The 23,645-nt window shown below is 71.7% G+C and carries 24 protein-coding genes, 1 tRNA gene and 1 riboswitch; of the genes, 9 read left to right on the top strand and 16 right to left on the bottom strand.

Annotated elements, in window-relative coordinates; genetic code table 11:
- Window positions 1–186: 186 nt before the first annotated feature.
- Window positions 187–936, top strand: coding sequence for a hypothetical protein (locus BMY61_RS01285; RefSeq protein WP_042442152.1), 750 nt, complete (start codon window positions 187–189; stop codon window positions 934–936).
- Window positions 937–1,061: 125 nt separating this feature from the next.
- On the opposite strand, the gene BMY61_RS01280 is transcribed toward BMY61_RS01285, so the two are convergent.
- Window positions 1,062–1,349, bottom strand: coding sequence for a hypothetical protein (locus tag BMY61_RS01280; RefSeq protein ID WP_042442150.1), 288 nt, complete (start codon window positions 1,347–1,349; stop codon window positions 1,062–1,064).
- A 141-nt stretch (window positions 1,350–1,490) separates the two neighbouring features.
- Here BMY61_RS01280 and BMY61_RS01275 point away from each other — a divergent pair, with 141 nt between their 5' ends.
- Window positions 1,491–1,709, top strand: coding sequence for a DUF4287 domain-containing protein (locus BMY61_RS01275; RefSeq protein WP_425314653.1), 219 nt, complete (start codon window positions 1,491–1,493; stop codon window positions 1,707–1,709).
- 59 nt (window positions 1,710–1,768) lie between these two features.
- Here BMY61_RS01275 and BMY61_RS01270 read toward each other — a convergent pair.
- Window positions 1,769–1,850 (bottom strand) — tRNA-Leu (locus BMY61_RS01270).
- A gap of 308 nt (window positions 1,851–2,158) precedes the next feature.
- Between BMY61_RS01270 and BMY61_RS01265 the strand changes: the two genes are divergently transcribed.
- The 3 genes from BMY61_RS01265 to BMY61_RS01255 all read left to right on the top strand — a co-directional run bounded on the left by BMY61_RS01265 (window position 2,159) and on the right by BMY61_RS01255 (window position 6,001).
- Window positions 2,159–2,917, top strand: coding sequence for an ABC transporter ATP-binding protein (locus BMY61_RS01265; RefSeq protein ID WP_042442145.1), 759 nt, complete (start codon window positions 2,159–2,161; stop codon window positions 2,915–2,917).
- A gap of 21 nt (window positions 2,918–2,938) precedes the next feature.
- Window positions 2,939–5,491, top strand: a complete 2,553-nt coding sequence (locus BMY61_RS01260) for an ABC transporter permease (RefSeq protein ID WP_042442144.1) — start codon at window positions 2,939–2,941, stop codon at window positions 5,489–5,491.
- Between the two features lie 81 nt (window positions 5,492–5,572).
- The gene (locus tag BMY61_RS01255; protein ID WP_042442143.1) at window positions 5,573–6,001 is read left to right on the top strand and encodes a hypothetical protein; all 429 of its coding nucleotides are present in this window, start codon (window positions 5,573–5,575) and stop codon (window positions 5,999–6,001) included.
- A 133-nt stretch (window positions 6,002–6,134) separates the two neighbouring features.
- On the opposite strand, the gene BMY61_RS01250 is transcribed toward BMY61_RS01255, so the two are convergent.
- From BMY61_RS01250 to BMY61_RS01220, 7 genes are all read right to left on the bottom strand, one after another.
- Entirely contained in the window at window positions 6,135–7,496 is a 1,362-nt protein-coding gene (locus BMY61_RS01250; RefSeq protein WP_042442142.1) for an NAD(P)/FAD-dependent oxidoreductase, read from the bottom strand.
- 373 nt (window positions 7,497–7,869) lie between these two features.
- On the bottom strand, window positions 7,870–8,769 hold the full coding sequence (locus BMY61_RS01245; protein ID WP_042442447.1) for a Ppx/GppA phosphatase family protein: 900 nt from the start codon (window positions 8,767–8,769) through the stop codon (window positions 7,870–7,872).
- A gap of 2 nt (window positions 8,770–8,771) precedes the next feature.
- Complete coding sequence (locus tag BMY61_RS01240; protein WP_042442141.1) at window positions 8,772–9,308, bottom strand: DUF501 domain-containing protein; 537 nt, start codon at window positions 9,306–9,308, stop codon at window positions 8,772–8,774.
- Window positions 9,309–9,330: 22 nt separating this feature from the next.
- Entirely contained in the window at window positions 9,331–9,732 is a 402-nt protein-coding gene (locus BMY61_RS01235; protein ID WP_042442139.1) for an FtsB family cell division protein, read from the bottom strand.
- A gap of 92 nt (window positions 9,733–9,824) precedes the next feature.
- Window positions 9,825–11,105 (bottom strand): phosphopyruvate hydratase, encoded by a 1,281-nt coding sequence (gene eno, locus BMY61_RS01230; protein WP_042442138.1) that lies wholly within the window; start codon window positions 11,103–11,105, stop codon window positions 9,825–9,827.
- A 168-nt stretch (window positions 11,106–11,273) separates the two neighbouring features.
- On the bottom strand, window positions 11,274–11,921 hold the full coding sequence (locus BMY61_RS48265; RefSeq protein ID WP_042442137.1) for a LysM peptidoglycan-binding domain-containing protein: 648 nt from the start codon (window positions 11,919–11,921) through the stop codon (window positions 11,274–11,276).
- Between the two features lie 2 nt (window positions 11,922–11,923).
- Window positions 11,924–12,091, bottom strand: a riboswitch (cyclic di-AMP (ydaO/yuaA leader).
- Between the two features lie 205 nt (window positions 12,092–12,296).
- Window positions 12,297–13,529: a cytochrome P450 family protein gene (locus BMY61_RS01220; protein WP_042442136.1), complete on the bottom strand. Its 1,233-nt coding sequence runs from the start codon at window positions 13,527–13,529 to the stop codon at window positions 12,297–12,299.
- A gap of 145 nt (window positions 13,530–13,674) precedes the next feature.
- Here BMY61_RS01220 and BMY61_RS01215 point away from each other — a divergent pair, with 145 nt between their 5' ends.
- Complete coding sequence (locus BMY61_RS01215) at window positions 13,675–14,469, top strand: SDR family oxidoreductase (protein ID WP_042442135.1); 795 nt, start codon at window positions 13,675–13,677, stop codon at window positions 14,467–14,469.
- A 19-nt stretch (window positions 14,470–14,488) separates the two neighbouring features.
- On the opposite strand, the gene BMY61_RS01210 is transcribed toward BMY61_RS01215, so the two are convergent.
- Window positions 14,489–15,439: a helix-turn-helix transcriptional regulator gene (locus tag BMY61_RS01210; protein ID WP_042442446.1), complete on the bottom strand. Its 951-nt coding sequence runs from the start codon at window positions 15,437–15,439 to the stop codon at window positions 14,489–14,491.
- 115 nt (window positions 15,440–15,554) lie between these two features.
- Between BMY61_RS01210 and BMY61_RS01205 the strand changes: the two genes are divergently transcribed.
- A complete protein-coding gene (locus tag BMY61_RS01205) occupies window positions 15,555–16,280 on the top strand; it encodes an alpha/beta fold hydrolase (RefSeq protein WP_042442134.1) in 726 nt (241 codons plus the stop codon).
- 18 nt (window positions 16,281–16,298) lie between these two features.
- Here the strand turns inward: BMY61_RS01205 and BMY61_RS01200 are convergent, their stop codons facing one another.
- Together BMY61_RS01200 and BMY61_RS01195 are read right to left on the bottom strand one after the other, a co-directional pair.
- Window positions 16,299–17,021: a cache domain-containing protein gene (locus tag BMY61_RS01200; protein WP_042442133.1), complete on the bottom strand. Its 723-nt coding sequence runs from the start codon at window positions 17,019–17,021 to the stop codon at window positions 16,299–16,301.
- Window positions 16,985–17,767 (bottom strand): FadR/GntR family transcriptional regulator, encoded by a 783-nt coding sequence (locus tag BMY61_RS01195; RefSeq protein ID WP_042442131.1) that lies wholly within the window; start codon window positions 17,765–17,767, stop codon window positions 16,985–16,987. The genes BMY61_RS01200 and BMY61_RS01195 overlap by 37 nt, the downstream gene beginning before the upstream one ends.
- Before the next feature lie 139 nt (window positions 17,768–17,906).
- Between BMY61_RS01195 and BMY61_RS01190 the strand changes: the two genes are divergently transcribed.
- Window positions 17,907–19,433 carry an amino acid permease gene (locus BMY61_RS01190; RefSeq protein ID WP_052438279.1) on the top strand — a complete coding sequence of 509 codons (1,527 nt, stop codon included), beginning with the start codon at window positions 17,907–17,909 and terminating at the stop codon, window positions 19,431–19,433.
- Here the strand turns inward: BMY61_RS01190 and BMY61_RS01185 are convergent.
- Window positions 19,420–20,421 (bottom strand): LLM class F420-dependent oxidoreductase, encoded by a 1,002-nt coding sequence (locus BMY61_RS01185; RefSeq protein WP_042442130.1) that lies wholly within the window; start codon window positions 20,419–20,421, stop codon window positions 19,420–19,422. The two genes, BMY61_RS01190 and BMY61_RS01185, sit on opposite strands and share 14 nt — an antisense overlap.
- Window positions 20,422–20,468: 47 nt before the next feature.
- On the opposite strand from BMY61_RS01185, the gene BMY61_RS45805 reads away from it, so the two are divergent.
- Window positions 20,469–21,098 carry a hypothetical protein gene (locus BMY61_RS45805; protein WP_042442127.1) on the top strand — a complete coding sequence of 210 codons (630 nt, stop codon included), beginning with the start codon at window positions 20,469–20,471 and terminating at the stop codon, window positions 21,096–21,098.
- Here the strand turns inward: BMY61_RS45805 and BMY61_RS01175 are convergent.
- Genes BMY61_RS01175 through BMY61_RS01165 form a run of 3 tightly spaced genes read right to left on the bottom strand, consistent with a single transcriptional unit; the run spans window position 21,076 to window position 23,585 of the window.
- Window positions 21,076–21,822: an endonuclease V gene (locus BMY61_RS01175; RefSeq protein WP_063773163.1), complete on the bottom strand. Its 747-nt coding sequence runs from the start codon at window positions 21,820–21,822 to the stop codon at window positions 21,076–21,078. The two genes, BMY61_RS45805 and BMY61_RS01175, sit on opposite strands and share 23 nt — an antisense overlap.
- The gene (locus BMY61_RS01170) at window positions 21,822–22,916 is read right to left on the bottom strand and encodes a nucleoside triphosphate pyrophosphohydrolase (protein WP_063773162.1); all 1,095 of its coding nucleotides are present in this window, start codon (window positions 22,914–22,916) and stop codon (window positions 21,822–21,824) included. The genes BMY61_RS01175 and BMY61_RS01170 overlap by 1 nt, the downstream gene beginning before the upstream one ends.
- A 9-nt stretch (window positions 22,917–22,925) precedes the next feature.
- Window positions 22,926–23,585 carry a SurA N-terminal domain-containing protein gene (locus BMY61_RS01165; RefSeq protein ID WP_042442126.1) on the bottom strand — a complete coding sequence of 220 codons (660 nt, stop codon included), beginning with the start codon at window positions 23,583–23,585 and terminating at the stop codon, window positions 22,926–22,928.
- Between the last annotated feature and the right edge of the window lie 60 nt (window positions 23,586–23,645).

Raw genomic sequence — 23,645 nt, 5'->3', positions numbered from 1 at the left:
CCGTCCTTCACATTTGATCGACGGAGCGCGACCGTGCGATCGCATTCCGTAGAGAATTGGTCTCCGGGAAATTCTCGCAATGTCGGACGTCACAGATGAAAAGGGCATTACGCCCTGCCGGGATTTGCCTCGGTGCGGCACTGTTGGGGTGACCGCCTGTACGAATCCTCGCAAGGGGTGCCTCCCGTGACCGTCCTCCTTCTCGTTCTGCTCGCGCTGGTCACCGCGCTCGCCGCCGCCACGCTGCTTTCCGTGCGCGCCATGCGCCGTCGCCTGGAGTCCGATCTGGAGTCCACCGTCCGCCGGGCCGTTGCCGTGGCCCTGGCCGAGGACCGGGAACGCGAGATCGCCGAAGCGCGGAGTTTCTGGGCCGAACAGGAGGCCCGCGCCGCCGAGGAATCGGTCGACAACGTCTCCGTGGACGACCTGACCGACCTGAACGACCTGAACGACCTCGTGGTCGAGAACACGCTCTTCCTTCCGGCGCCGCGCGGATTTGTCGACGGTGCCGGCGAAATGGACCCGGAGTTCGCTGACGCGCTGCGCTCCGCGCTCGAGGAGATGATCACCGAGGGCGACCGCGTCACGCACCCGCGGCACCCGGCCGAGCCCGGCTTCATCCCGCAGCCGACGCCCACGCCCGAGTGGACCGACCTGCGCCTGCTCGAACTCGTCGAGGTCGGCACCGTCCTCAAGGACGTCCGCCCCGGCCCGATGGGCACCCTCGACGTCTACGTCTTCGAGGACGACACCACCCTCTGCGTCGCCCCCGGCGACGCAGAGACGGGCGCCCGCATCCGCGAGGCCGTCGCCGACGGCACGGAGGTCCGCCTCCTCGGCACCTCCCGCCTCCCGGGCGCCCACGCCCTCACCTTCGCCCTCTCGGACGACGAGACCGTCTACGTCCTGGCGGACCGCGTCGTCGCCAGCCTCTAGTTGCACCACCAGGGGCGCGGGGAACCGCGCGAGAAACCGCCCTGGGCGGACGGCCCTGCTCGATGGGGACCATCCGCACGCCGGTGGCTCGTCGCGCAGGTCCCCGCGCCCCTGGCTGCTTGCAGCTAGAGCTCCGCGATGGCGCGAAGCGTCTCCGCCAGGACGGCGTCGGCCTCCGGGGTGTCCGTCGCGGCGAGCGTCAGCGCCAGGTCGTGCGCCGCCACCGCGATCTGATCGCCCACCACGAACACCCCGGCGTCCGGAATCTCCTCCTCCGCCCCCGACGCCCGTGCCATCGCCCGCGCCAGCGCCAATCCGGCCGGGGCCTGACGGGTGAGCGAACTCTGGGGCATCGCGCGGAAACGGTCCGCCAAACGCTCGGCGGCGGCGAGAAGTGGTGTCGGATCAGGCATGGAGCGAGCGTATCCGCGCAGTGCGGATGAGAGCACGCGCAGCGGGGTACGGGAGGCTTCGACGCGGACTGTTGCCAAGCCCCCCACCCTGCGGCACAGTCGTGAAACGGACCGCTCTACCGGAGGCGCCCAGTGACCCTCATGTACTCCGCAGAGACCCATCAGAACCTGATCTCCCGAATCCCCGTCGTGACGGGCCGGAGCATCGACGACTGGCTGCGCGCGGTGGCCGACGGGCCGAGCCTCCACCGCTGCGAGGAGAAGATCGAGTGGCTCAGGCACGAGTACGAGATCTCGTACGGCTACGCGAAGGCCCTCGTCCACGAGTTCGATCTGCGACGCGCGGCAGCGCGGATGTAGGGGAGGCTCGGACCCGGGTGCGACCTGGCCTGGGCATGACAGGCCAGGTCGCGGACCCGTGCCCGGAGCCGGACTCGAACCGGCACGGCCTCCCGGCCAGCGAGGTTTAAGCTCGCCGTGTCTGCGTTCCACCATCCGGGCGCATCCCCTGGGGAAAGCCTATCCGCAGCCGCACACCACTCGTGCACCCTTAACAGGAAGTTGGCTCATTTTACCGGACTCTGACAATTCGTCAGGGTCACCTCGGAGCGGGGTGACCCCGGCGGGACCCTCAGGGAAACCCCGGAGACGCCCCCGAGGAGTCGGGGACGGTGTCATACCGCAGTAGGAGCCCCGGTCCGTCCCTCGGACCGACTCCCGGGCCCGGAACGGCGGAGAGGATGAAGAAGCGCTGAGAATCCGCGCGCTTCGCCTCACATCCGCTCGTCCCCGAACCTCGGAGTCCCACCGTGACGACCACTGCTCTGCGCACCGCCGCAGCTCGGGCCTCGGACCTGACCAAGGTCTACGGCGCCGGCGACACCCGCGTCACCGCTCTGGACCACGTCTCGGTGGAGTTCTACCGCGGCGAGTTCACCGCCATCATGGGGCCCTCCGGCTCCGGCAAGTCCACGCTCATGCACTGCATGGCGGGCCTCGACGCCGTCAGCTCCGGCTCGGCCACGATCGGTGACGTCGAGCTGAACGGCCTCAAGGACAAGGCGCTGACCAAGCTGCGCCGGGACCAGATCGGCTTCGTCTTCCAGGCGTTCAACCTGCTGCCGACGCTCACGGCGCTGGAGAACATCACGCTGCCGATGGACATCGCCGGCCGCAAGGCCGACCGCGCCTGGCTCGACCGGGTGATCGCCACCGTCGGCCTCGCCGACCGGCTGAGCCACCGGCCCAGCCAGCTCTCCGGCGGCCAGCAGCAGCGCGTGGCCTGCGCCCGGGCGCTCGCCTCGCGTCCCGAGATCATCTTCGCGGACGAGCCCACCGGCAACCTCGACTCCCGCTCCGGCGCGGAGATCCTGAGCTTCCTGCGCTCCTCCGTGCGCGAGCTGGGCCAGACCATCGTCATGGTCACCCACGACCCGGTCGCCGCCTCGTACGCCGACCGCGTCGTCTTCCTCGCGGACGGCCGGATCGTCGACGAGCTCCAGTCCCCCACCGCCGACGGCGTCCTGGACCGCATGCGCCGGTTCGACGCCAAGGGCCGGACCAGCTGAGCGACGGGGACTGAGAAACCGATGTTCAAGACCGCTCTGCGCAACGTGCTGTCCCACAAGGGACGGCTGCTGATGACCATGCTGGCCGTCGTGCTCGGCACCGCCTTCGTGGCCGGCACCCTCGTCTTCTCCGACTCGGTCAGCACCGCGCTGAAGAACAGCCTCTCGCACAACTACGACAAGGTCTCCGTCCGCGTCGAGAACACCGCCGCCGGCAACGACCGCCGCGCCGAGGACAACAACAGCGGCGCCAAGCCGCTGACGGACGCGACCCTGCGTCAGATCCAGGCCCTGCCCGGCACCGCCTCCGCGGTCGGCACCGTCGGCGGCTTCGCCGGCATCTCCGACCCGAACGGCAACCTGATCGGTGGCCGCGGCGACACCCAGGGCTCCAACTGGAGCCCCGGCGCCGACGGCACCGACTCCCGCTACCCGATGGCCCAGGGCGCCGGCCCGACGAGCTCGACCCAGGTCGCCATCGACCAGCGCACGGCCCAGAAGAACGGCTTCAAGGTCGGCGACTCCGTCCGGATCGCCGCCAACGGCCCGGTCATGCAGCTGACCGTCTCCGGCCTGTTCACCTCCGACGACCCGAAGCTCAGCTCCGGCGGCTCCCTCGTCCTCTTCGACACCGCGACGGCGCAGAAGCTGTACACCGCGCCCGGCCAGTACGGCTGGATCGACGCCCTGGCCAAGCCGGGCACCAGCCAGGTCGCGCTGGAGCAGCAGGTCGGGCAGGTCGTCCCGCACAGCGGCAACGTCACCCTGCACACGGGTGCCCAGCTGACGGCCGACGCCAAGCAGCAGGTCGAGGACGGCTCGTCGAGCATGAAGACGGCGCTGCTGTTCTTCGCGGGCATCGCGCTCTTCGTGGGGATCTTCCTGATCTCCAACACCTTCACCATGCTGATCGCGCAGCGCACCCGTGAGCTGGCGCTGATGCGCGCCCTCGGCGCGAGCCGCAAGCAGGTCCGGCGCTCGGTGCTGTTCGAGGCGCTGGTGGTCGGCTTCACCGCCTCGGTGGTCGGTCTCGGGGCAGGCATCGGGATCGGCGCGGGCCTGAAGGCCTGGGCGGGCTCCGGCGGCAACATCCCCAGCGGCGGCCTGACGGTCACGCCGTCGACGGCGCTGATCACGATCGCCGTCGGTACCGTCGTCACGGCGCTCGCCGCGCTCTTCCCGGCGCTGCGCGCCTCCCGGGTCCCCCCGGTGGCGGCGATGAGCAGCAACGACCAGCCGGTCTCGCAGAAGAGCCTGATCGTCCGGAACACCATCGGTTTCGTGCTGACAGGCCTCGGTGTCGCCGTGGTGCTGATGGGCGTCTCCCAGGGCGGCAGCTCCGGCCGGATGCCGGTGGCGCTGGGCGCGATGCTCGTGATGCTCGGTGTCTTCGTGCTCACCCCGTTGCTGTCGCGTCCGATCATCGCCGCGACCGGCCCGCTCTTCCGCCGTCTCTTCGGGGTCAGCGGCACGCTCGCCAAGCAGAACGCGATCCGCAACCCGCGCCGCACGGCGGCCACGGCCTCCGCCCTCACCATCGGCGTCACGCTGATCACGGCGCTGACGGTGATCGGCACCTCGATCACCCATGCGATCACCCAGCAGGTCACCTCCAACATGAAGGCCGACTACGCGGTCAGCATGCAGATGGGCTTCCCGGTCTCGCCGTCGCTGGTCTCGGACCTCAGGACGGCCAAGGGTGTCACCGCGAGCAGCGTCATCGACTCGCAGTACGTCAAGCTGGGCGACGAGACGCTCTCGGTGAGCGGCGTCGACGCGAACAGCTTCGACCAGTTGATCGCCCCGGACCTGACCTCGGGCACCACGGACGCACTGAAGCAGGGGCAGCTCCTGATCGACGCGGACCAGGCCAAGAGCCGGCACCTGCAGGTCGGCAGCAGCGTCCCGGTCAGCTACCCGAACGGCACCCAGGGCTCCCTGACGGTCGGCGGCGTCTACCCGAAGAGCGACCTGCTCGGCCCGGCCATGCTGAGCGAGCAGGCGCTGGCCGGCCACACCACGGCGCCGTTCAACCAGGTCGTGCTGATCAGGTCCGACGGCGGTGCCACCAGCGCCAACGAGCAGGCGCTGCGCGACGCGACCGGCCTGAACCCGCTGGTCAAGGTGCAGTCGCAGCAGCAGATGGTGGACCAGTTCAGCTCGATCATCTCGATGATGCTGACGATCCTCTACGCGCTGCTGGGTATGGCGGTCCTGATCGCCATCCTGGGCGTGGTCAACACCCTCGCCATGTCGGTCTTCGAGCGCAAGCGCGAGCTGGGCATGCTGCGGGCGGTCGGCCTGGACAAGCGCGGCGTCAAGCGGATGGTGCGGCTGGAGTCCGTGGTCATCGCGGTCTTCGGCGCGGGGATGGGCGTCGCGATCGGCTCCTTCCTCGCCTGGGCGGCCAACGGCCTGCTCAAGTCCGACCTGGCGGGCCTGTCCACGGTCCTCCCCTGGGGCCGGCTCGCCCTCTTCATCGCGCTGGGCGCCACGGTCGGCCTCCTCGCCGCCCTCTGGCCCGCCCGTCGGGCCGCCAGGCTCGACATCCTGGGCGCGATCAAGACGGACTGACGGTCGGTCGCGCTGACAGCGGGGGCCATGGGATTCCTTCCCACGGCCCCCGCTGTCGCTGTGGCCTCCTAGGCTGCGGCCATGAGACTCGCCGCGATCGACGCCCTGCTCGCCCGGCCCTTTCCCGGGACGGCGTCCCGGGACGGCCTGAGTGGTCCGACGCATCTCATCGAGACGCTGCGCGAGACCGAGGACTTCTGGGACGACCCGTTTCACGTGGCGGCCACGGCCGCACTGACGGAGCTGGAGGTCGAACTCGACGCCCTGGCCGCAGCGCTCACGGTGCGCTGGGGCGAAGCCTGCGACGTCGACCTCTGGTCCCATCTGCGCGTGAGCGTCGAGGAAGGCAGCCATCCGCCCGAGCCGATCGACTACCTGAGCCAGTACGCCACCAGCCTGCGGGTCTGGACCCCACCGGGCTCCCCCCGCTGGATCGGCCTCACCATCGGCCAGGGCGACCCGGAACTTCCACTGCAGTTGTTCGCGGCCGTCGGAACGGCCTCCCCCTGACATGCCAGAGCCCCCGCCCGTGGGAACGGGCGAGGGCACTTTCGGCAGCGGTGCCGGTCATGAGCACCACGGTCGTGGTCCGGCGACGCTGCCGGGCTTCAGGTGGGCCGGAGCGGTACCGGCCCGGGGGCCGTCAGGCGGAGACCTTCTCCTTGACCTGCGCCGGAGCGGCCGGAGCCGGGGCCGGGGCGGCGGCCTCGACGAAGACCTCGCGCGGGGACTCCATCTCCACCAGGGAGACGGTCTCACGCTTGAGGAACATCGCCAGGGTCCAGTCCGCGAAGACGCGGACCTTGCGGTTCATGGTCGGCACGCGGCTGCCGTGGTACAGGCGGTGGAACCACCAGGCGGGGCGGCCCTTCAGCTTGTACTTGCCGAAGAGGATCGCCACACCCTTGTGCAGGCCGAGACCGGCGACCGCACCGAGGTTCTTGTGCTTGTACTCCTTCTGCGGGAAGCCACGCATGCCGGCGATGACGTTGTCACCGAGGACGAGCGCCTGACGCACCGCGTGCTGGGCGTTCGGCGGGCACCAGGCGCCCTCGCCGACGGCGAGGTCCGGCACCTGGGCGTTGTCGCCGGCCGACCAGACGTTGTCGAAGCCCTGGACCTGGAGGGTCGGGGCGGTGTCGACGTGGCCGCGCGGGCCGAGCGGCAGGCCGAAGTTGGCCAGCGCCGGGTTCGGCTTGACGCCGGCGGTCCACACGATGGTGGAGGCGTCGACCTCGATGCCGTTCTTCAGCACGACGTGCTTGTCGACGCAGGACTCCATCGAGGTCTCGATGTAGATCTCGATACCGCGCTCCTCGAGCTTCTCCTTGGTCCACAGACCGAGGTCCGGGCCCATCTCGGGGAGGATGCGGTTGGCCGCCTCGACCACGATGAAGCGCATGTCCTCGCGCTTCACGTTGTGGTAGATCTTCGCCGAGTCGCGGGCCATGTCCTCGATCTCGGCGATCGTCTCGATGCCGGCGAAGCCGCCACCGATGACGACGAAGGTCAGCGCCTGCTTGCGCACGGCCTCGTCGGTGGTGGACTCGGCACGGTCGAGCTGGGCCACGACGTGGTTGCGGAGGCTGATGGCCTCCTCGACCGACTTCATGCCGATGCCGTGCTCCGCCAGACCCGGGATCGGGAAGGTGCGGGACACCGAGCCCATCGCCACGACGAGGTAGTCGAAGGGGATCTCGTAGGGGTCGCCCGCGGCAGGGTGCACGGTGGCCACCTTGCGGTCCTGGTCGACCGAGGTGACGTGACCCGTCAGGACCTCGGCGTTCTTCAGGACTCGGCGCAGCGGGGCGACGAGGTTGCGGGGCGCGACGTTGCCGCCGGCCGCCTCGGGGAGGAAGGGCAGGTACGTCATGTACGACCGCGGGTCGACGACCGTGACGGTCGCCTCCCCGTAGCGCATCTTCTTGAGGATGCGCATCGCGGCATACAGGCCGACGTAGCCACCGCCGACAATCAGGATGCGAGGACGCTCCGTGGTGCTCATATCCGAAAGTATCCACCCCCCTGCCGCCTGGCTTTTGTGGGCCTGCTCACAAGGGTCTGGACAGCACCTGCTACACTTCGCGCCCCCACGAACCCGGGTGACACACCCGCTCACGGGCGTCGGCGGGTGGCTGTGAATTTCCGCAGCTCGAAGGCCTCATTGCGATTGTGCGTACGATTCGGGCGCGCCACCTGGGATCACACGGCCGAGGCCGTCAACGCGCCTTCGGTCCCACAATTCGGACGAAGTGCCCCACGAGCCCACCCACTCGGCGGGAACTCCATGTGAAGAAATTCACGAACATTCTTCGGCGGGGCACGCCGGAGGTCCCGACAGGACCCCGAACGTGCCCCGAACCTGCCCCGACCAGGCGTCAGAGCAGCGTGCTCCAGGCGATTCCGTCGAGGATGTCGTGCTCGCTGACGACCAGCTCGGAGGCTCCGGTGCGCTCCATGATCGCGAGCAGGACCAGGGCCCCGGCCACGATGACGTCGACCCGCCCGGGGTGCATCACGGGGATCGCCGCGCGCTCCTCGTGGGTGGAGGCCAGCAGCCGTTCGGTGACGGCCCGGACGTCCGCGACGGGGATGCGGGAGCGGTGGATCGCCTCGCTGTCGTACGCGGGCAGCGCGAGCGCGATCCCGGCCACCGTCGTGACCGTCCCGGCCAGGCCCACCAGCGTCGCGCCGCTGTCGAGCGGCACCGTCTCCGCGGCCTGGTCGAGGGCCTTGGCGATGTCGGAGCGCATGGCCTCGAAGTCCTCGCCGTGCCGCTCGGTCATCCGCACGCAGCCGACGTCCACCGAACGGGCCGCCTCGACCCGGTCCGTGCCCAGCACGAACTCGGTCGAACCGCCGCCCAGGTCGAAGACCAGGTAGGGGCCGCCCTCGCCGTTCAGCTCCTTGGTCGCGCCGGTGAAGGAGAGCTGCGCCTCCTCGTCCCCGCTGATGACCTCCGGGTCGACGCCGAGGATCTCGCGGACACCGGCGACGAACTCGTCGCGGTTCTCCGCGTCGCGCGAGGCGCTGGTGGCCACGAAGCGCAGCCGGGTGGCGCCCAGGTCGCGGATGACCGCCGCGTACTCGCGGCAGGCCGCGAAGGTCCGCTCCAGTGCCTCCGGCGCCAGCCGGCCGGTGCGGTCCACACCCTGGCCGAGCCGGACGATGGTCATCCGCCGGTCCAGCTCGTGCAGCTCGCCGGTGGCCGGGTCCAGATCGGCGACGAGCAGGCGGATGGAGTTGGTGCCGCAGTCGACACCGGCGACTCGGGTCAGGCTCACGCGTTCTCGTCCTCCGCCTCGGTGGTCCCGTCCGCGCAGACGCACGGACCCTTGCGCCACCAATCCGGCAGCGCCGCCAGCGCCTCGTCGCCGAGCGGGTTCACACCCGGACCGGCGGCCAGCGAGTGGCCGACCAGCACGTGCAGGCACTTGACCCGGTCCGGCATACCGCCGGCGCTCGGGAAGCCCTCCAGCACCTCGATCGCGTCGCGACGGGCGATGTAGTCCTCGTGTGCCTTCTGGTATCCGGCGGCGAGCTCCGGATCCTCGGCGAGCCGAGCCGTCTGCTCCTTCATCATGCCGTCGGCCTCCAGGGTGCCGATCAGCGACGCGGCACGCGGGCAGGTCAGGTAGTAGAGCGTCGGGAACGGCGTGCCGTCCTCGAGCCGCGGGGCGGTCTCGACCACGTCCGGAAGGCCACAGGGGCAGCGGTGGGCGACGGCGCGCAGCCCGCGGGGAACGCGGCCCAGCTGGGCCTCGACGGCGGCGCGGTCGGCCTCGGACACGGGAGCGGTGGGGTGGTCGTGCGACATGTCTCTATTCTTCAAGATTTCCTCAGCGCGCGGGATGGTCCGCCGCGTCCAGCGAGCCGAGCAGGCTCTGGTACCAGGGCTGCGACGCCTGCTGCTGCGCCGTGGGCGAGGCCGTCGGCGAGGGCGAGGGGTTCACAGCCGTGAACGGGGTGTCCCCCGGAAAGGCGTAGTGGAGGCGTTCACGCGCCTGTGCGGCGATGAAGGCCGGATCCTGCCAGCGGGCCTTCTCCCGGCGCAGCTCGTCCACCTGGCGCTGGGCGGCCTGCTGGGCGGCGCGCTGCTGGTCGATCTGCGACCGCTGGGCGATGTACTGCCGCATCGGGTAGGCCAGCGCGGCCACCAGCGCGCACACCACGAGGGCGAGCACGGCAGCGCGGCCGGTGAGCCGAGGCCGCTTCCGGACCTGCTGCTGGTTGGCCGCCACCTGTCTGTTCCTCCCGAGGCTCGCGGAACACGAAGACGCCCCGCCGCCCCCACCCTAGAGGGTGAGGGCGACGAGGCGACGGAAGAGCGGGCTCAGCCGTTGAAGCGCGGGAAGGCGCCGCGGCCGGCGTACTCGGCGGCGTCATCGAGGATCTCCTCGATGCGCAGCAGCTGGTTGTACTTGGCGACGCGCTCGGAGCGGGCCGGGGCACCGGTCTTGATCTGGCCGCAGTTGGTGGCGACGGCCAGGTCGGCGATGGTGACGTCCTCGGTCTCACCGGAGCGGTGCGACATCATGCAGCGGTAGCCGTTGCGCTGGGCCAGCTCGACGGCGTCCAGGGTCTCGGTCAGCGAGCCGATCTGGTTGACCTTCACCAGCAGGGCGTTGGCGGCGCCCTCCTTGATGCCGCGGGACAGGCGCTCCGGGTTGGTGACGAACAGGTCGTCACCGACCAGCTGGACCTTGTCGCCGAGCTCGGCGGTGATGGTCTTCCAGCCGTCCCAGTCGTCCTCGAACAGCGGGTCCTCGATGGAGACCAGCGGGTAGGCGGCCACGAGCTCGGCGTAGTACGCCGTCATCTCGGCGGCGGTGCGGGCCTTGCCCTCGAACTGGTAGGCGCCGTCCTTGTAGAACTCGGAGGCGGCGACGTCCAGGGCGAGCGCGATGTCGCGGCCGGGGGTGTAACCGGCACCCTTGATGGCCTCGACGATCAGGTCGAGGGCCTCGCGGTTGGAGTCGAGGTTCGGCGCGAAGCCGCCCTCGTCACCGAGGCCGGTGGACAGGCCACGGGTCTTCAGCACGCCCTTGAGCTGGTGGTAGACCTCGACACCCCAGCGCAGCGCCTCGGAGAAGGACTCCGCGCCGATCGGGGCGATCATGAACTCCTGGATGTCCACGTTGGAGTCCGCGTGCGAACCGCCGTTGAGGATGTTCATCATCGGGACCGGCAGCACGTGGGCGTTCGGGCCGCCCAGGTAGCGGAACAGCGGCAGGTCGCTGGCCTCGGAGGCGGCGTGCGCGACGGCGAGCGAGACACCCAGGATCGCGTTGGCGCCCAGCGAGGACTTGTCGGCGGTGGCGTCCAGGTCGAGCATGGCCTGGTCGATCAGGCGCTGCTCGGTGGCGTCGTAGCCGACCAGCTCCGGGCCGATCTGCTCGATGACGGCCAGGACGGCCTTCTCCACACCCTTGCCGCCGTAACGGGACTTGTCACCGTCACGGAGCTCCAGGGCCTCGAAGGCGCCGGTCGAGGCACCCGACGGGACGGCCGCGCGGCCGGTGCTGCCGTCGTCGAGGCCGACCTCGACCTCGACGGTGGGGTTACCACGTGAGTCGAGAATCTCCCGCGCTACGACGACGTCGATGGACGGCACAACTGTCTCCTCTGGGGGATGCGGGTTGTTACGCACAGAGCCTAGCCGCTGTGCCGGTCCGGACCACTCAGGCCCTTTGGCCTGTCTTGCCAGCTGAAACACCGAACGGCCGCTACCCACCGGTAGCGACCGTTTCGGTCACCCGCCCCGACGTCCGACGGACGGGGCCTACTTCACGACGAGCTTCTCGCCGACGTAGATCAGGTCCGGGTTGCCGCCGATGGTGGCGCGGTTCTCCGCGTAGAGCTGCTTCCAGCCGCCGAGGATGTGCTGCGCGGCGGCGATCTTGGCGAGGGTGTCGCCGGACTTGACCGTGTAGGTGCCCGAACCACCCTGGTGCCCCGGAGCGGTGGGCTTCGGCGCCGGCTTGTGCTGCTTCGGCTTGTGGTGCTTCGCGCCCGGCCCGGAGGTGCCGGTGACCGGGGACGGACCGCCGCGCTGCAGACCGGCGCGCGGCCCGCAGACCGGCCAGGCACCGGGGCCCTGGCTGGCCAGGACACGCTCGGCGACGGTGATCTGGTCGCCCTTGGAGGCGTGGTTCGCGGTGGAGGCGTACGCGCCGCCACCGTAGGCGCGCCAGGTCGACGCGGAGAACTGGAGTCCGCCGTAGTAGCCGTTGCCGGTGTTGATGGACCAGTCGCCGCCGCTCTCGCACTGGGCGACCTTGTCCCAGGTGGAGACGGACGCGGCGTTGGCGCCGGTGGCTCCGAACAGCGGCAGTGCCACGGCGGCGCCGGCGACGCCGGTGGTGGCCACGATGGCCTTGGCCTTGTTGACGCGTATCTTGCGATGACGGCCGGTGCCAGCGAAGAGCATGCTGAAGTCCCCTCCGACGCCTGCGAGGTGAGCTGTCGGGTTCGGGCCGTAGAGGCTGGCCCGGACGTTCGCACGTCTTCACCCCGAGCCGTCCGCGCTGGTGCAGCACGTCCGGCGAACTACCTGGGTCCCCCGCTCCTGTCCGGTCGTCAAGTAGACGATTCCGCCTCGCGGTGGACAGGACTCGGCGTCCCGCGCGGCGGTGTTCACTGTCGTGAACCTCAGGGAGGCTAGGCAGGTTTTCATATGGTTCACAATCCCGACACGCCGTCACCATCCTCCCCAGCGCGGCGCGGCGACACCCTGTGAACCACGTTGACCAGCGGTTCCTTCGTCAACAGAAGGCCGAATGTGAGCTCCGTTACCCTGTCGTGATCAAGGCGTGAATTCGACGGGAAGTTGGCGCAGACCGCGCATGATGAGGCCGCCGCGCCACCGCAGTTCGGCCGGATCCGCGGCCAACGACAGATCAGGCAGCCGGCGCAGCAGGGCGGAGAGGGCGTACTGGGCCTCCAGGCGCGCCAACGGGGCCCCGATGCAGTAGTGGATGCCGAGGCCGAAGGCGATGTGCGGGTTGTCGCGGCGGGCCAGGTCCAGGGTGTCCGGATGCGGGAACCGCTCGGGGTCGCGGTCGGCGGCGGCGAGGACCACGAGCACCGGGTCCCCCGCGGCGATGTCCTGACCACCGAGCGTCAGCGGCTCGGTGGCGAAGCGCCAGGTCGCGATCTCGACCGGGCCGTCGTAGCGCAGCAGTTCCTCGACCGCGGACTCCAGCGGCGCACTCTCGCCGCGCTCCAGCGACCCCTGCAGGGCCGCCCGTTGCTCGGGGTGGGTGAGCAGCGCGAACATGCCGTTGCCGATGAGGTTGACGGTGGTCTCGAAGCCGGCGAAGAGCAGGATGAAGGCCATCGCCGCGGCCTCGTTCTCGGTCAGGTGCTCACCGTGGTCACTGGCCCGGATCAGGCCCGAGATCAGGTCCTCGCCCAGGTCCGCCCGCTTGCGGTGGATCAGCTCGGCCAGGTATCCGCGCATCTTCTTCACGGCCCGCCCGACGCCGCCGCGTGGCGACTGCCCGTGATGGATCATCATCCCGGCCCAGTCGCGGAAGTCGTCCTGGTCCTCCGGCGGAACGCCGAGCAGGTCGCAGATCGCGTAGATGGGCAGCGGGAAGGCGAACTCGTGGATCAGGTCCGCCGAGCCCCGCTCCGCGAAGGCGTCGATCAGCCGGTCCGTGATCTCGCGCACACGCGGCTCGAACGCGGCGACCCGGCGCGGTGTGAACGCCTTGGAGACCAGGCGGCGCAGTCGGGTGTGGTCCGGCGGGTCGATGTTGAGCAGGTGCGTCATCAGGTCCGCGCTGCGCTCGCCGGGAATGCCGACCCGTCCGCTGCGGTGCGCCTGCAGGCTGTGCTTGGCCGGGTTCTTGCTCAGTCGTGTGTCGGCCAGGGCCTGGCGCGCGTCCGTGTACCGGGTCACCAGCCAGGCGTCCACGCCGCTCGGCAACGTCGTCCAGTGGACGGGTGCGTGTTCACGCAGCCACGCGTAGGCCGGGTAAGGATTCGCTGCGAACTCGTGAGAGAAGAGCTGGGGCGGGAGAGGCGGGTGCACGTCCCGACGTTAACCCGTCGGCAAGGTGGGCAGAGACACACTGTCGTACCCACGGGTAGTGAGCTTACGATCGCCCGCAGCGATCGGGCCCGTGCGAGGGCCGGGACGTGACGCGCGACGAGGCGCGGGAAAAGGGGTTCGGGGCATGGAGCTGAAGGGCGCTGTCGTCGTCATCACGGGCGCGGCCGGCGGTATCGGCGCCGCGCTGGCGCGGCGGTTCGCCGCGGAGGGCGCGCGCGGCCTGCTGCTCGCCGATCTCGACGGGGGCAGGGTCGAGGACCTGGCCCAGGAGCTGGACCGCGCGGGCTGCCACACCGTCGGCGTGGCCAGCGACGTCTCGAGGGAGAGCGACGTGCGCGCGCTGGTCGACACCGCCGAGAAGCACCTCGGCCCGGTCGACCTGTTCTGCAGCAACGCCGGCATCGGCAGCGGCGCCGGGATCGAGGCGCCGGACGCGCTCTGGCAGGCCAACTGGGACATCAACGTGATGGCCCACGTCTACGCCGCCCGCGCCGTCCTGCCGGGCATGCTCAAGCGCGGCAGTGGCTACCTGCTGAACACCGCGAGCGCGGCCGGCCTGCTGCAGATGCCCGGCGACGCGGCGTACACCGCCACCAAGCACGCCGCGGTCGCCTTCGCCGAGTGGCTCGCCGTCACCTACGGCTCCCGGGGCATCCGCGTCAGCGCGCTGTGCCCGCAGGGCGTCCGCAGCGCGATGACCGAGCGGGCCGACGTCCGCACCGTGCTCACCGCCTTCGGCAAGCTGATCGAGCCGGAGGACGTGGCCGAGTCGGTCGTCCACGGCCTGGCCGACGAGCGCTTCCTGATCCTCCCGCACGAGGAGGTCGCCACCTACGAGCAGCACCGCAGCGCGGACCGCGACGCGTGGCTGACCGGCATGCGCAAGGCCGTCGCCTCGCTCCCGCAGCTGGGCGCGTAGCGCCCTCAGGGGCGACATCTCAGCCGGTCCACTGTTCCAGCCGACGGGCCAGCGCGCGGACTTCCTCGCGCAGCCCGTCGGGGCGGACGACGGTGAACGGCCATCCCAGGCCCGCGAGCAACGCGGCCGTTCCGTCCAGGCGCTCCACCCGGGTCCGGAGCCTGACCGAGCCGTCCTCCGTCCCGCTCAGGGTGACCGTGGACGACGGGATCCGGCTGCGGGCCTGCTCCAGCGTGGTGTGGAGCAGCACCTCCACCTCGTGGGCGTAGGGAGCCGTCGCGAGGGTCCGGCGCACGTGCGCGACCGCGTCGAAGCCGGGCGGTGGCGTGAACGGCTCCTCCCCCGGCTCCACGGCCACGATCCGGTCGAGCCGGAAGACCCTGAGCTCCCCGCTGCGGTGGTCGAGCCCGGTGACGTACCAACGCGGCGGATGCAGGACCAACCCGTAGGGGTCGAGCTCGCGCTCGCTCTCGGCGCCCTTCGCGGAGCGGTAGGCGAGGCGGACCCGCCGCTGCCGCCCAGCCGCCTCGGCCAGGGCGACGAGCACCGCCGTGTCCGACACCCGGGCACCCGAGCCGGCCACCTCCACACCGCGCGCCACCGCGGCGACGCGTTCCCGCAGCTCGGGCGGGAGCACCCGCTGGATCTTGGCGAGCGCGGCCGAGGCGGCCGCCTGCTCGACCGGGAGCAGCCCCTCGCCGTGTGCGGCGAGCAGGCCGAGGACGACCGCGACCGCCTCGTCACCGGAGAGCATCAGCGGCGGCAACCGGTAGCCCGGCAGCAGGCGGTAGCCGCCGTAGCGGCCACGGGCGGCCTGCACCGGGATACCCAGATCGGCGAGGCGGTCGACGTAGCGCCGCACCGTCCGTTCGTCGACCTCCAGCCGCTCGGCGAGCTGGGCGGCCGTCAGCCCCGGCCGGGCCTGGAGCAGCTCCAGCAGCGCCAGCACACGACTCACCGGGTGGGTCACGGCGATCCTCACTCCTGTCCGGGCATTCTTTTCCGGGCGGAATCTGTCCGGATTCGATCGTACGGTCGGCAGTGAGACGGCGGCGTGCGCCGTCCAGCCGAGGAAGGTGACGGCCATGAGCACGTTCGTACTGGTCCCGGGGTTCTGGCTGGGCGCCTGGGCCTGGGACGGGGTCACCGAGCCGCTGCGCGCGGCCGGCCACGCGGTGCACCCGGTGACACTCACCGGGCTCGCGGAACGCGCGGCCGAGGGCGGCCCGCAGGTAGACCTGGAGACCCACATCACCGACGTCACCGGCCTGTTGGCCGAGGCGGACCTGCGCGAGGTGGTGCTCGTCGCGCACAGCGGCGGGACGGGCGCGGTGACCGGTGCGGCCGACCGGGCGCCGGAGCGGATCCGCCGGGTGGTGTACCTGGACAGCGGCCCGCTGCCCGGCGGCGCGACGCTGGCCGAGCTGAACCCCGGCCTGGCGAAGCGGGAGGTCGGGGACGGCCGGCTGCCGCTGCCGTCGTTCGAGGAGCTCGCGGAGTCGGGAGCGAGCCTGGCGGGGCTGGGCCCGGCCGAGCGTGCGCTGATGCGCGAGCGCGCCACCGACCACCCGGCCGGGGTGCTCCACCAGCCGCTGCGCCTGAGCGGGGCGGGCGACGCGCTGCCGAAGACCCTGGTGTCCTGCTCGTTCCCGCTCGACCAGGTCCGCGCGCTCATCGCCGCCGGACACCCCTGGTTCGCCGCGCTCTCCGGACCGGAGTGGGAGCTGACCGAACTGCCCACCGGTCACTGGCCGATGTTCTCCCGGCCCGAGGAGACGGCCCGGGTACTGGCGGAGGTCGCGGACCGCTGAGCCCGACGCCGCCGCGGCTCAGCCCGGCAGGGTGACCAGCCGCAGCGGGATCTCGCCGCACGCGTGGACGTCCAGGCCGTCCAGGTTGCGGACGAGGTCCCCGGCGAGGCGGGCGGCCGTCGTGGAGGCGACGACCCGGCCGCGCGGGTTGACGAGGAAGGCCGGGCGTCCGAGAGCTCGCAGCGCGGGAACGGCGACGGCCTCGAAGTGCCGCAGGTACACGTCGGCGGCGCTCACCCCCGCGAAGGTCCCGTCGGGGCTGTGAACCGGCGCGGCGAGCGTGAGGCTGTACTCGTCGGTGCACAGGTAGTCGACGTACGGGCCGGAGATCTCCCGGCGCCCCGAGCTCCGCGGCAGCGCGTACCAGTCCCAGTGGGTGTAGTCGCTGTACGCGGAGGTCGCCGGGTCGAGGTCGAGCAGGAGCGGCTGGACGCCGCCGTCCGGGCGCAGTTGCCACCATTCCAGCCAGGCCGGCACGTCCGTGAGCAGTCCCGGCGCGGCGACGAAGCCGAGGCCGACGACGAGCCCGCCCAGCTCCTTCTGGAACCCGCGCCGGAGCCGCGTCAGGTCGGTCGTGGCCGGGGCCGGGCCGGACCCCAGCAACGCGGTGACCGCCGCGCGGGCCCGCTCCACAGCGGCGAAGACCGTCTCCAGCAGGCCGCCGATCGCCTCCGCGACCTCCAGGGCCTGGTGCCCGGTCGCACCTACGACGGTGGTGCCGCCTCCGACTGCTGCTGCCATGACCCGTCCAGTCGCCGTTCGATGAGGCGGCGCAGCCCGAAGTGGACGTGCTGCTCGGCGAGGTCGCGGGCGCGCGTCCCGTCGCCGGACGCCACGGCGTCCACGAGCGCGCGGTGCTGGGCGTCCGCCTCGCGGTGAGCCTCGGGTTGGTTGAACGCGAGACAGAGTAGCGGGCCGATCTCCGTCTGGAAACGGATCTCCTCGCGGGTCAGCCGGGCGGACTGCGCGGCCGCCGCGATCTCCACGTGGAACCGGCCGTCGAGGCGCCCGCGCGCCGCCGGGTCCTCGGCCTCGGCGAACTCGCGCAGCGAGCGCCTCGGGGCGTCGAGGTCGTGGGCGTCGGCGCGCTCGGCGGCCAGCCGCGCGGTGGCGCCGGCGAGCGCGGCCCAGTGGTCGGCCAGGTCGCGCAGTTCCTCGGTGGGGTGGGTGAGCAGCCTGGCCCCGAGCCGGTCGTCGAGGGTGTCCTCCGGCGCCCGGACGAAGGTGCCGCCGCCTCGTCCCCGACGGGTCGTCACCAGGCCCTGCTGGCGCAGCACCACCAGCGCCTCGCGCAGCGTCACCGTGGCCACGCCGAGGCGGGCGGACAGCTCGCTCTCCCCGGGCAGTTGCTCGCCGTCGCCGAGCAGGCCGAGCACGATCGCGTCACCGATGCGGCGGACCACCGCGTCCACCCGCGGTTCCGCCGCCAGCGACGAGAACACCGCACGGCGCGCGGCGCTCGACAACGGCGGGGAGGAGGACGTCACAGCGCCATCCCATCACACCCGATCACGAATCGAACGCGAAGCAGGGTTCACAGCCGGAGACCCATTGCCATATGAACTCTGGATTCATATGTTTTCCCACACCCACGGCACCCCCGCAGCTCCCCGAAAGGTTCCCGCCATGAGTGACACGTCGCTCACCGACGCACAGGAGGCCGCGGACGCGGCCCAGTTGGCGGCGCTCGGCTACAAACCGCGGCTCACCCGCGCGCTCGGCCTCTGGTCCAACTTCGCGGTCGGGTTCACCTACCTCTCCCCGCTGGTCGGCGTCTACTCCGTCTTCGACTACGGCCTGGCCACCGGCGGCCCGGCCTTCTTCTGGACCATCCCCGTCGTCCTGCTCGGGCAGGGGCTGGTCCTGCTCACCTTCGCCGAGGTCGCCTCGCAGTACCCGATCGCGGGCGGCATCTACCAGTGGGCCAAGCGCCTGGTGGGTCCGAAGTACGCCTGGCTGTCCGGCTGGATGTACACCTGGGCGCTGCTGGTGACGATCGCCTCGGTGGCCTACCCGATCGCCAACTACGCCGGTCCGCTCTTCGGTTACCGACCCACCCACTGGAACACGGTGATCACCTGCGTGGTCGTCATCGTGCTGTCCGCGGTGGTCAACCTGCTCGGTGTGAAGCGCCTGGCCTTCGTCGCCAACCTGGGCGTCTTCGCCGAGGTGGCCGGCACGCTCGTGCTCGGCGGCTACCTGCTGCTCTTCCACCACAAGCAGCCGGTGAGCGTGGTCGTGCACACCTTCGGCGCGGGCGGCAGCGGCGGCTACCTCGGGGCGTTCCTCGCGTCCTGCCTGTTCGCGGTGTGGATCTTCTACGGTTTCGAGGCCTGCGGCGACATCGCCGAGGAGGTCAAGGACCCGTCCCGCAAGGTGCCGCGGGCGATGGGCATGACGCTGGGCGTCGGTGCGGTCGCCACCGTCGTGCTCACCCTCGGTCTGATCCTGGCCGTGCCGGACTTCGGCGCGGTCATCAGCGGCAAGTCGCCGACCCCGCTGGAGGACGTGCTCGCCGCCTCGCTCGGCACGGTCGGCAGCAAGGTCGCCCTGGCGCTGATCGTCGTCGGCTACGTCTCCTGCACCCTCGCGATCCAGGCCGCGGCGACCCGGCTCGTCTACTCCTACGCCCGTGACGGTGTCATCGTCGGCGCGCGGTGGCTCGCCAAGCTGCACCCGACCTTCCACATGCCGCCCGCGGCCACCGCGGTCACCGCCGTGATCCCCGCCGCCTTCGCCTTCCTGCCCTCGGCGACGGTCACGCGGATCATCACCTTCTCCGTCGTCGGCATCTACGTCGGCTTCCAGTCGGTGGTGCTGGCCTCGATCATCGGCCGTTCACGCGGCTGGAAGCCGGCCGGGAGGTTCACACTCGGCCGCTGGGGCTGGGCTGTGAACATTGCCGCCCTCGTCTACGGCGTGACCTCGATCGTCGTGCTCTCCGTCAAGACCCCGCCGAACGGCACCGGCTTCCTCGACCGCTGGCTGGTGCCGATCTCGGTGGGCATCGTCGCCGCGCTCGGCGTGGTCTACCTGCTGGTGCTCCGCCCCAAGGAGCACATCGCTGAGGAGAACCGCGCCGACGAGGACCGCGCCGAGGCCACCGAGGCCGCCGACCGCAAGGCCGACGCGCCCGTGCTCACGACGGACTGACCGCCTTGACCGCCGCGGCCAGGGCGCGTGCGCCCTGGTCCGGCGTCGGCAGCAGCGCCGGGACCGGGACGGTGACGCCGTTCTCCGCGTAGGCGGCGATCCGCTCCCGGCAGTGCTCCGGCGCACCGTGGACGAGCAAGGCGTCCACGACCTCGTCGGGGATCGAGGCGGCGGCGGTCTTCCGGTCGCCCGCCGCCCAGTTCTTCCACAGCGGCTCCAACGCCTCCCCGCGTCCGAGCCAGCGGTGGAACTCCGCGTAGGCGGGCACGGTGAGGTAGGCCGCGATCAGCCGACGGCCGAGCGCCCGGGCGTAGTCCACGTCCTCGGTCGGGCAGACGAAGATCCGCGCGACGACCTCCTTGCCGTGGTCCGGCCCCGCTTCGGCGTCGAAGACGGCCCGCGCGGTCGGCACGTCCTCGGGCGACAGCCAGTTGAGGATCGTTCCGTCCGCCTCCCGGGCGGCCAGCTTCAGCATCCCCGGCCGCAGCGCCGCCAGCAGCACCGGCGGCGTGTGCGCCGGCACCCGGTCCAACCGGAACCGGCGCACCGAGAAGGTGCTGAACTCCTCCGTCACCTGCTCGCCGGTGAACGCCGCCCGCAGGAAGCGCAGCACGTCCCGGCTGCGCCGGAACGGCTCCTCGAACGGGACCGCGTTCCAGTCCTTGACGATGACCGGCGACGAGGACCCGATCCCGAGCTGGAACCGGCCGGGCGCCGCCTCCGCCAGCGCGGCGGCCTGCATCGCCAGCAGCGCCGGGCCACGCGTGTACACCGGGACGATCGCCGTGCCCAGACGCAGCTGCGGCGCCCAGACCGAGGCCAGCGCCAACGGCGTGAACGCGTCCGCGCCCGCGGTCTCCATCGACCACAGGTCCGTGAACCCGAGGTCCGGCAGCGACTCCACCAGCGCGCGTTGCGCGGCCAGCGGGATGCCGTCGAGGGGGAAGGTGAGGCCCCAACGGGTGGGGGCGGTGGGGGTCGAGGTCATGGGGCGATGCCACCATGACCCCGACGTACGGACAAGGGGGGCGCGGTGTGAGGAACAGCCGATCGGGTGAGCTGGACACGGCCGGGAGGCCGAGGCACCGTCAGCCGACCGACGCCGCACCGCCCTCCCGCCGGGGCGCGGTCGGCTCCCTCCTGCTGGCGCTGGCGGCCCTCGCGCTGACCGCCGCGGCGATCGTCCTCTGGCCGGGTGACCAGGCCGCCTACGACGCCGGACTCGCGGGCCGGCCGGGCACCTACACCGCCACCCACTGCTGGACCTCGCACGGCGGCCGCGGCAGCACCTACCGCTCCTGCGACGGCACCTTCACCTCGAAGGACGGCGCCACCGTCCTGCACGACCAGATGCTGGTCGGCACACCCGCCGCCATGGGTCACCCCCTCGACGTCACCCTCGAGCCGGGCGGCGGCTACGCCGTCCAGCGACCCTCCCACGTCATGTTCGACCTGGCCGGCTGCCTGGGCCTGCTCGGCCTGGGCCTCGGCGCGCTGACCGTGATCGGCGACGCGCCCCGCAAACGCATGGGCAGCAGGGGGCTGTACCGGCGCCAGCCGTGGCTGGCGCTCGCCTACACCGGTTTGCTGGGGTTCCCGCTGCTGATGCTGCTCGCCGTGCTCACCCTGATCGCCGCCGTCGTCACGATCCTGGCGGGAAGCTGACGCCGGTGGGTGTGCTGACGCCCGTCGGCGTGCCGACGCCCTCACCCTGCGCCACGTCCCGGCAGAGCCGGTCGGCCAGCCGGGTCGTCTCCGGCAGCCGGTAGCGCCGCGCGGCGTCCAGGACGACAGCCGTGGCGTCGTCCAGGTCGATCAGATGGCCCGCCGAGACCGTCACCGGCTTCACCCCGGTCTGCGTCCGCAGCACACGGGCGACCGTCTCGCCGCGGTCGTGGACGTCCGCCGTGGCACCCCGCTCGGGTCCGGGCTCGGTCCACTCCCCCAGCAGCGGGGTCTTCGCGACGCCGAGCGTCGGCACTCCGGTCAGCACGCCGAGGTGGCAGGCCAGCCCGAACCGGCGCGGATGCGCGAGACCCTGGCCGTCGCAGAGCAGCACGTCGGGAACGGAGCTGAGCCGCTCCAGCGCCCGGACCAGCACCGGGAGCTCGCGGAACGCGAAAAGGCCCGGCACGTAAGGGAATCCGGCGGTGCCCACGGCAGTCGCCCGCTCCACCGGCTCCAGGGTTGCCGCGTCGAGCACGACGACGGCCGCCGCGACCCGGTCGTCCGCCGCACCGTGGGCGCCCGCATACGCCACGTCGAGCCCCGCGATCAGCCTCGGCGGGCGCGGCAGCGGCACGAGCCGCACCAGCGGACGCAGCTCCTCCTGTACAGCCAGCGCCTCGGCCTCCGTCCGCGGCCAGGGGTGCTCGCGCTGGAGCCGCATCAGCCGTCCCGCTCGGTGCGGCCCGCGTCGTCGGTCTCCGCCGTCGCGCCTCCGTCCACTGCCACGACCCCGTCCGTCGTTCCGACGCCCTCCGCCGCCCGGATCGCGTCGCGGTAGGCGCGGGCGGCCTCGCGCAGCGCGGCCTCCGGGTCCACCCCGGCGTCCTGCGCCTCGACGGCGAGGCGCAGCAGCCGGGCCCCGAAATCCGACTCCCCGGCGGCCGCCGGCTCGACGCGCACGCCCGCCTTGCCGGCGCGCGCGTGCAGCTTCGCCGCCAGCGCCAGCGCGGGCTGGCCCATCGGCACGCCGTCCGTCGCGGACTCGCGCTGCTTCTCCGCCGCCTTCAGCTCCTCCCAGTTCGCCTCGACCTGCTCGGCCGTGTCGGCGTCCCGGTCCGCGAAGACGTGGGGGTGACGGTAGATCAGCTTGTCGACGATGTCCCCGGCCACCTCGTCGATCGAGAAGGGGTCGGTGGGGTGCTCCTGCGCGATGCGCGAGTGGAAGAAGACCTGCAGCAGCACGTCGCCGAGCTCCTCGCGGAGCATCGCGCGGTCGTTCTCCTCGATCGCCTCGACGAGCTCGAAGCTCTCCTCGACGAGGTACTTCACCAGCGACTCGTGGGTCTGCTCCGCGTCCCACGGGCAGCCGCCGGGCGAGCGGAGCCGGTCCATCACGGCGACCAGGTCCAGCAGACGTGCACCGGGCAGATCGTAGGAGCCGGGCAGCAGTTCCAGCTCCGGCACCACCACACCCGGCGTCTCCGCGCCCTCGACCGCGAAGCGCGCCAGCGCGTCGGTGAGCCCGGGGTCGCCGTCGGGGCCGACCAGCCAGACCACCACCGTGTCCGCCGCCGCCTCGGCGAGGGTCCGGGCCCGGGCGTAGGAGGGCACGTCCAGCACCTCCACCCCGACCCCGCTGCGCTCCAGCGGAGCGAGCAACGGGTGCGCCGGGTCACCGGCCAGGATCCGGTCGGCCGTGTGCAGGGTCTGCCAGGCCGGGCCGGACAGCAGACCCGGGGCAACACGGTGCGTGGTGCTCAGCAGCACCAGCCGACCGGGGGCGGAGGAGGAGGATGCAGTCTGTTCCTGGGACACACACGCAACCTACCCCGCGTTGTCCTGCGACACCTGCTTGATCCACGGCTGGGACGCACCGCCCAGGGTCAGGTTGGCCGTGTCCCAGCTGCCGTAGCGCGGGTTGACCGAGATCCCGAGGCCCGCCGCCACCGGCCGCAGCAGGTCGTTCAGCTTGGCGTTGGCGTTCGGGTCGGTCGTGCTGACACCGGCCTGACGCAGCAGGGCCAGCACACCCGCGCGCCAGCGGAAGAAGGGCTCCAGGTCCTGCGGCGGCAGACCGACCTGGTTCACGAACTGGGCCGCGAGGCGGTCCTGGCTGCCTGCCTGGGCGAGGAACGGACCCTCGACCCCGGACACGTCGGTCGCGGAGACGTTGATGCGCTTCTGGTCCAGCGCGGACTGCACGAGCTGCGCCTGGATGAGGAAGCCGAGGACGTTCGCGGGCTCGCCCGGCGAGTCCTGCCCGTAGGTCTTGGCGGTGCCGGTGCCGCCGCCCTGCGCCGGCGCGGCCGCACGGAACGCCGTGACCTGGTCCTCGACCGTGGCGATGGTGATCCGCTGCCCGCCCAGCACCGCCGCCGAGCCGGTGTGCACCGTGCCCCCGCCGCTGCCGCCGGAACAGGCGGCCAGCCCCGGCACGGTCAGCGCGGCGAGCAACGCGAACAGGGCGGTACGGGTGCGGTTCACTGGGCCTCCTGCGACTGACGGTCCGTCCGATGCGTGTGCCGCAGATCACCGTCCCACGCG

This window comes from Streptacidiphilus jiangxiensis, assembly GCF_900109465.1.
Lineage (GTDB): Bacteria > Actinomycetota > Actinomycetes > Streptomycetales > Streptomycetaceae > Streptacidiphilus > Streptacidiphilus jiangxiensis.
The sequence above is the reverse complement of the archived record's forward strand: the minus strand, read 5'-3'. Positions and strand labels throughout refer to the sequence as shown.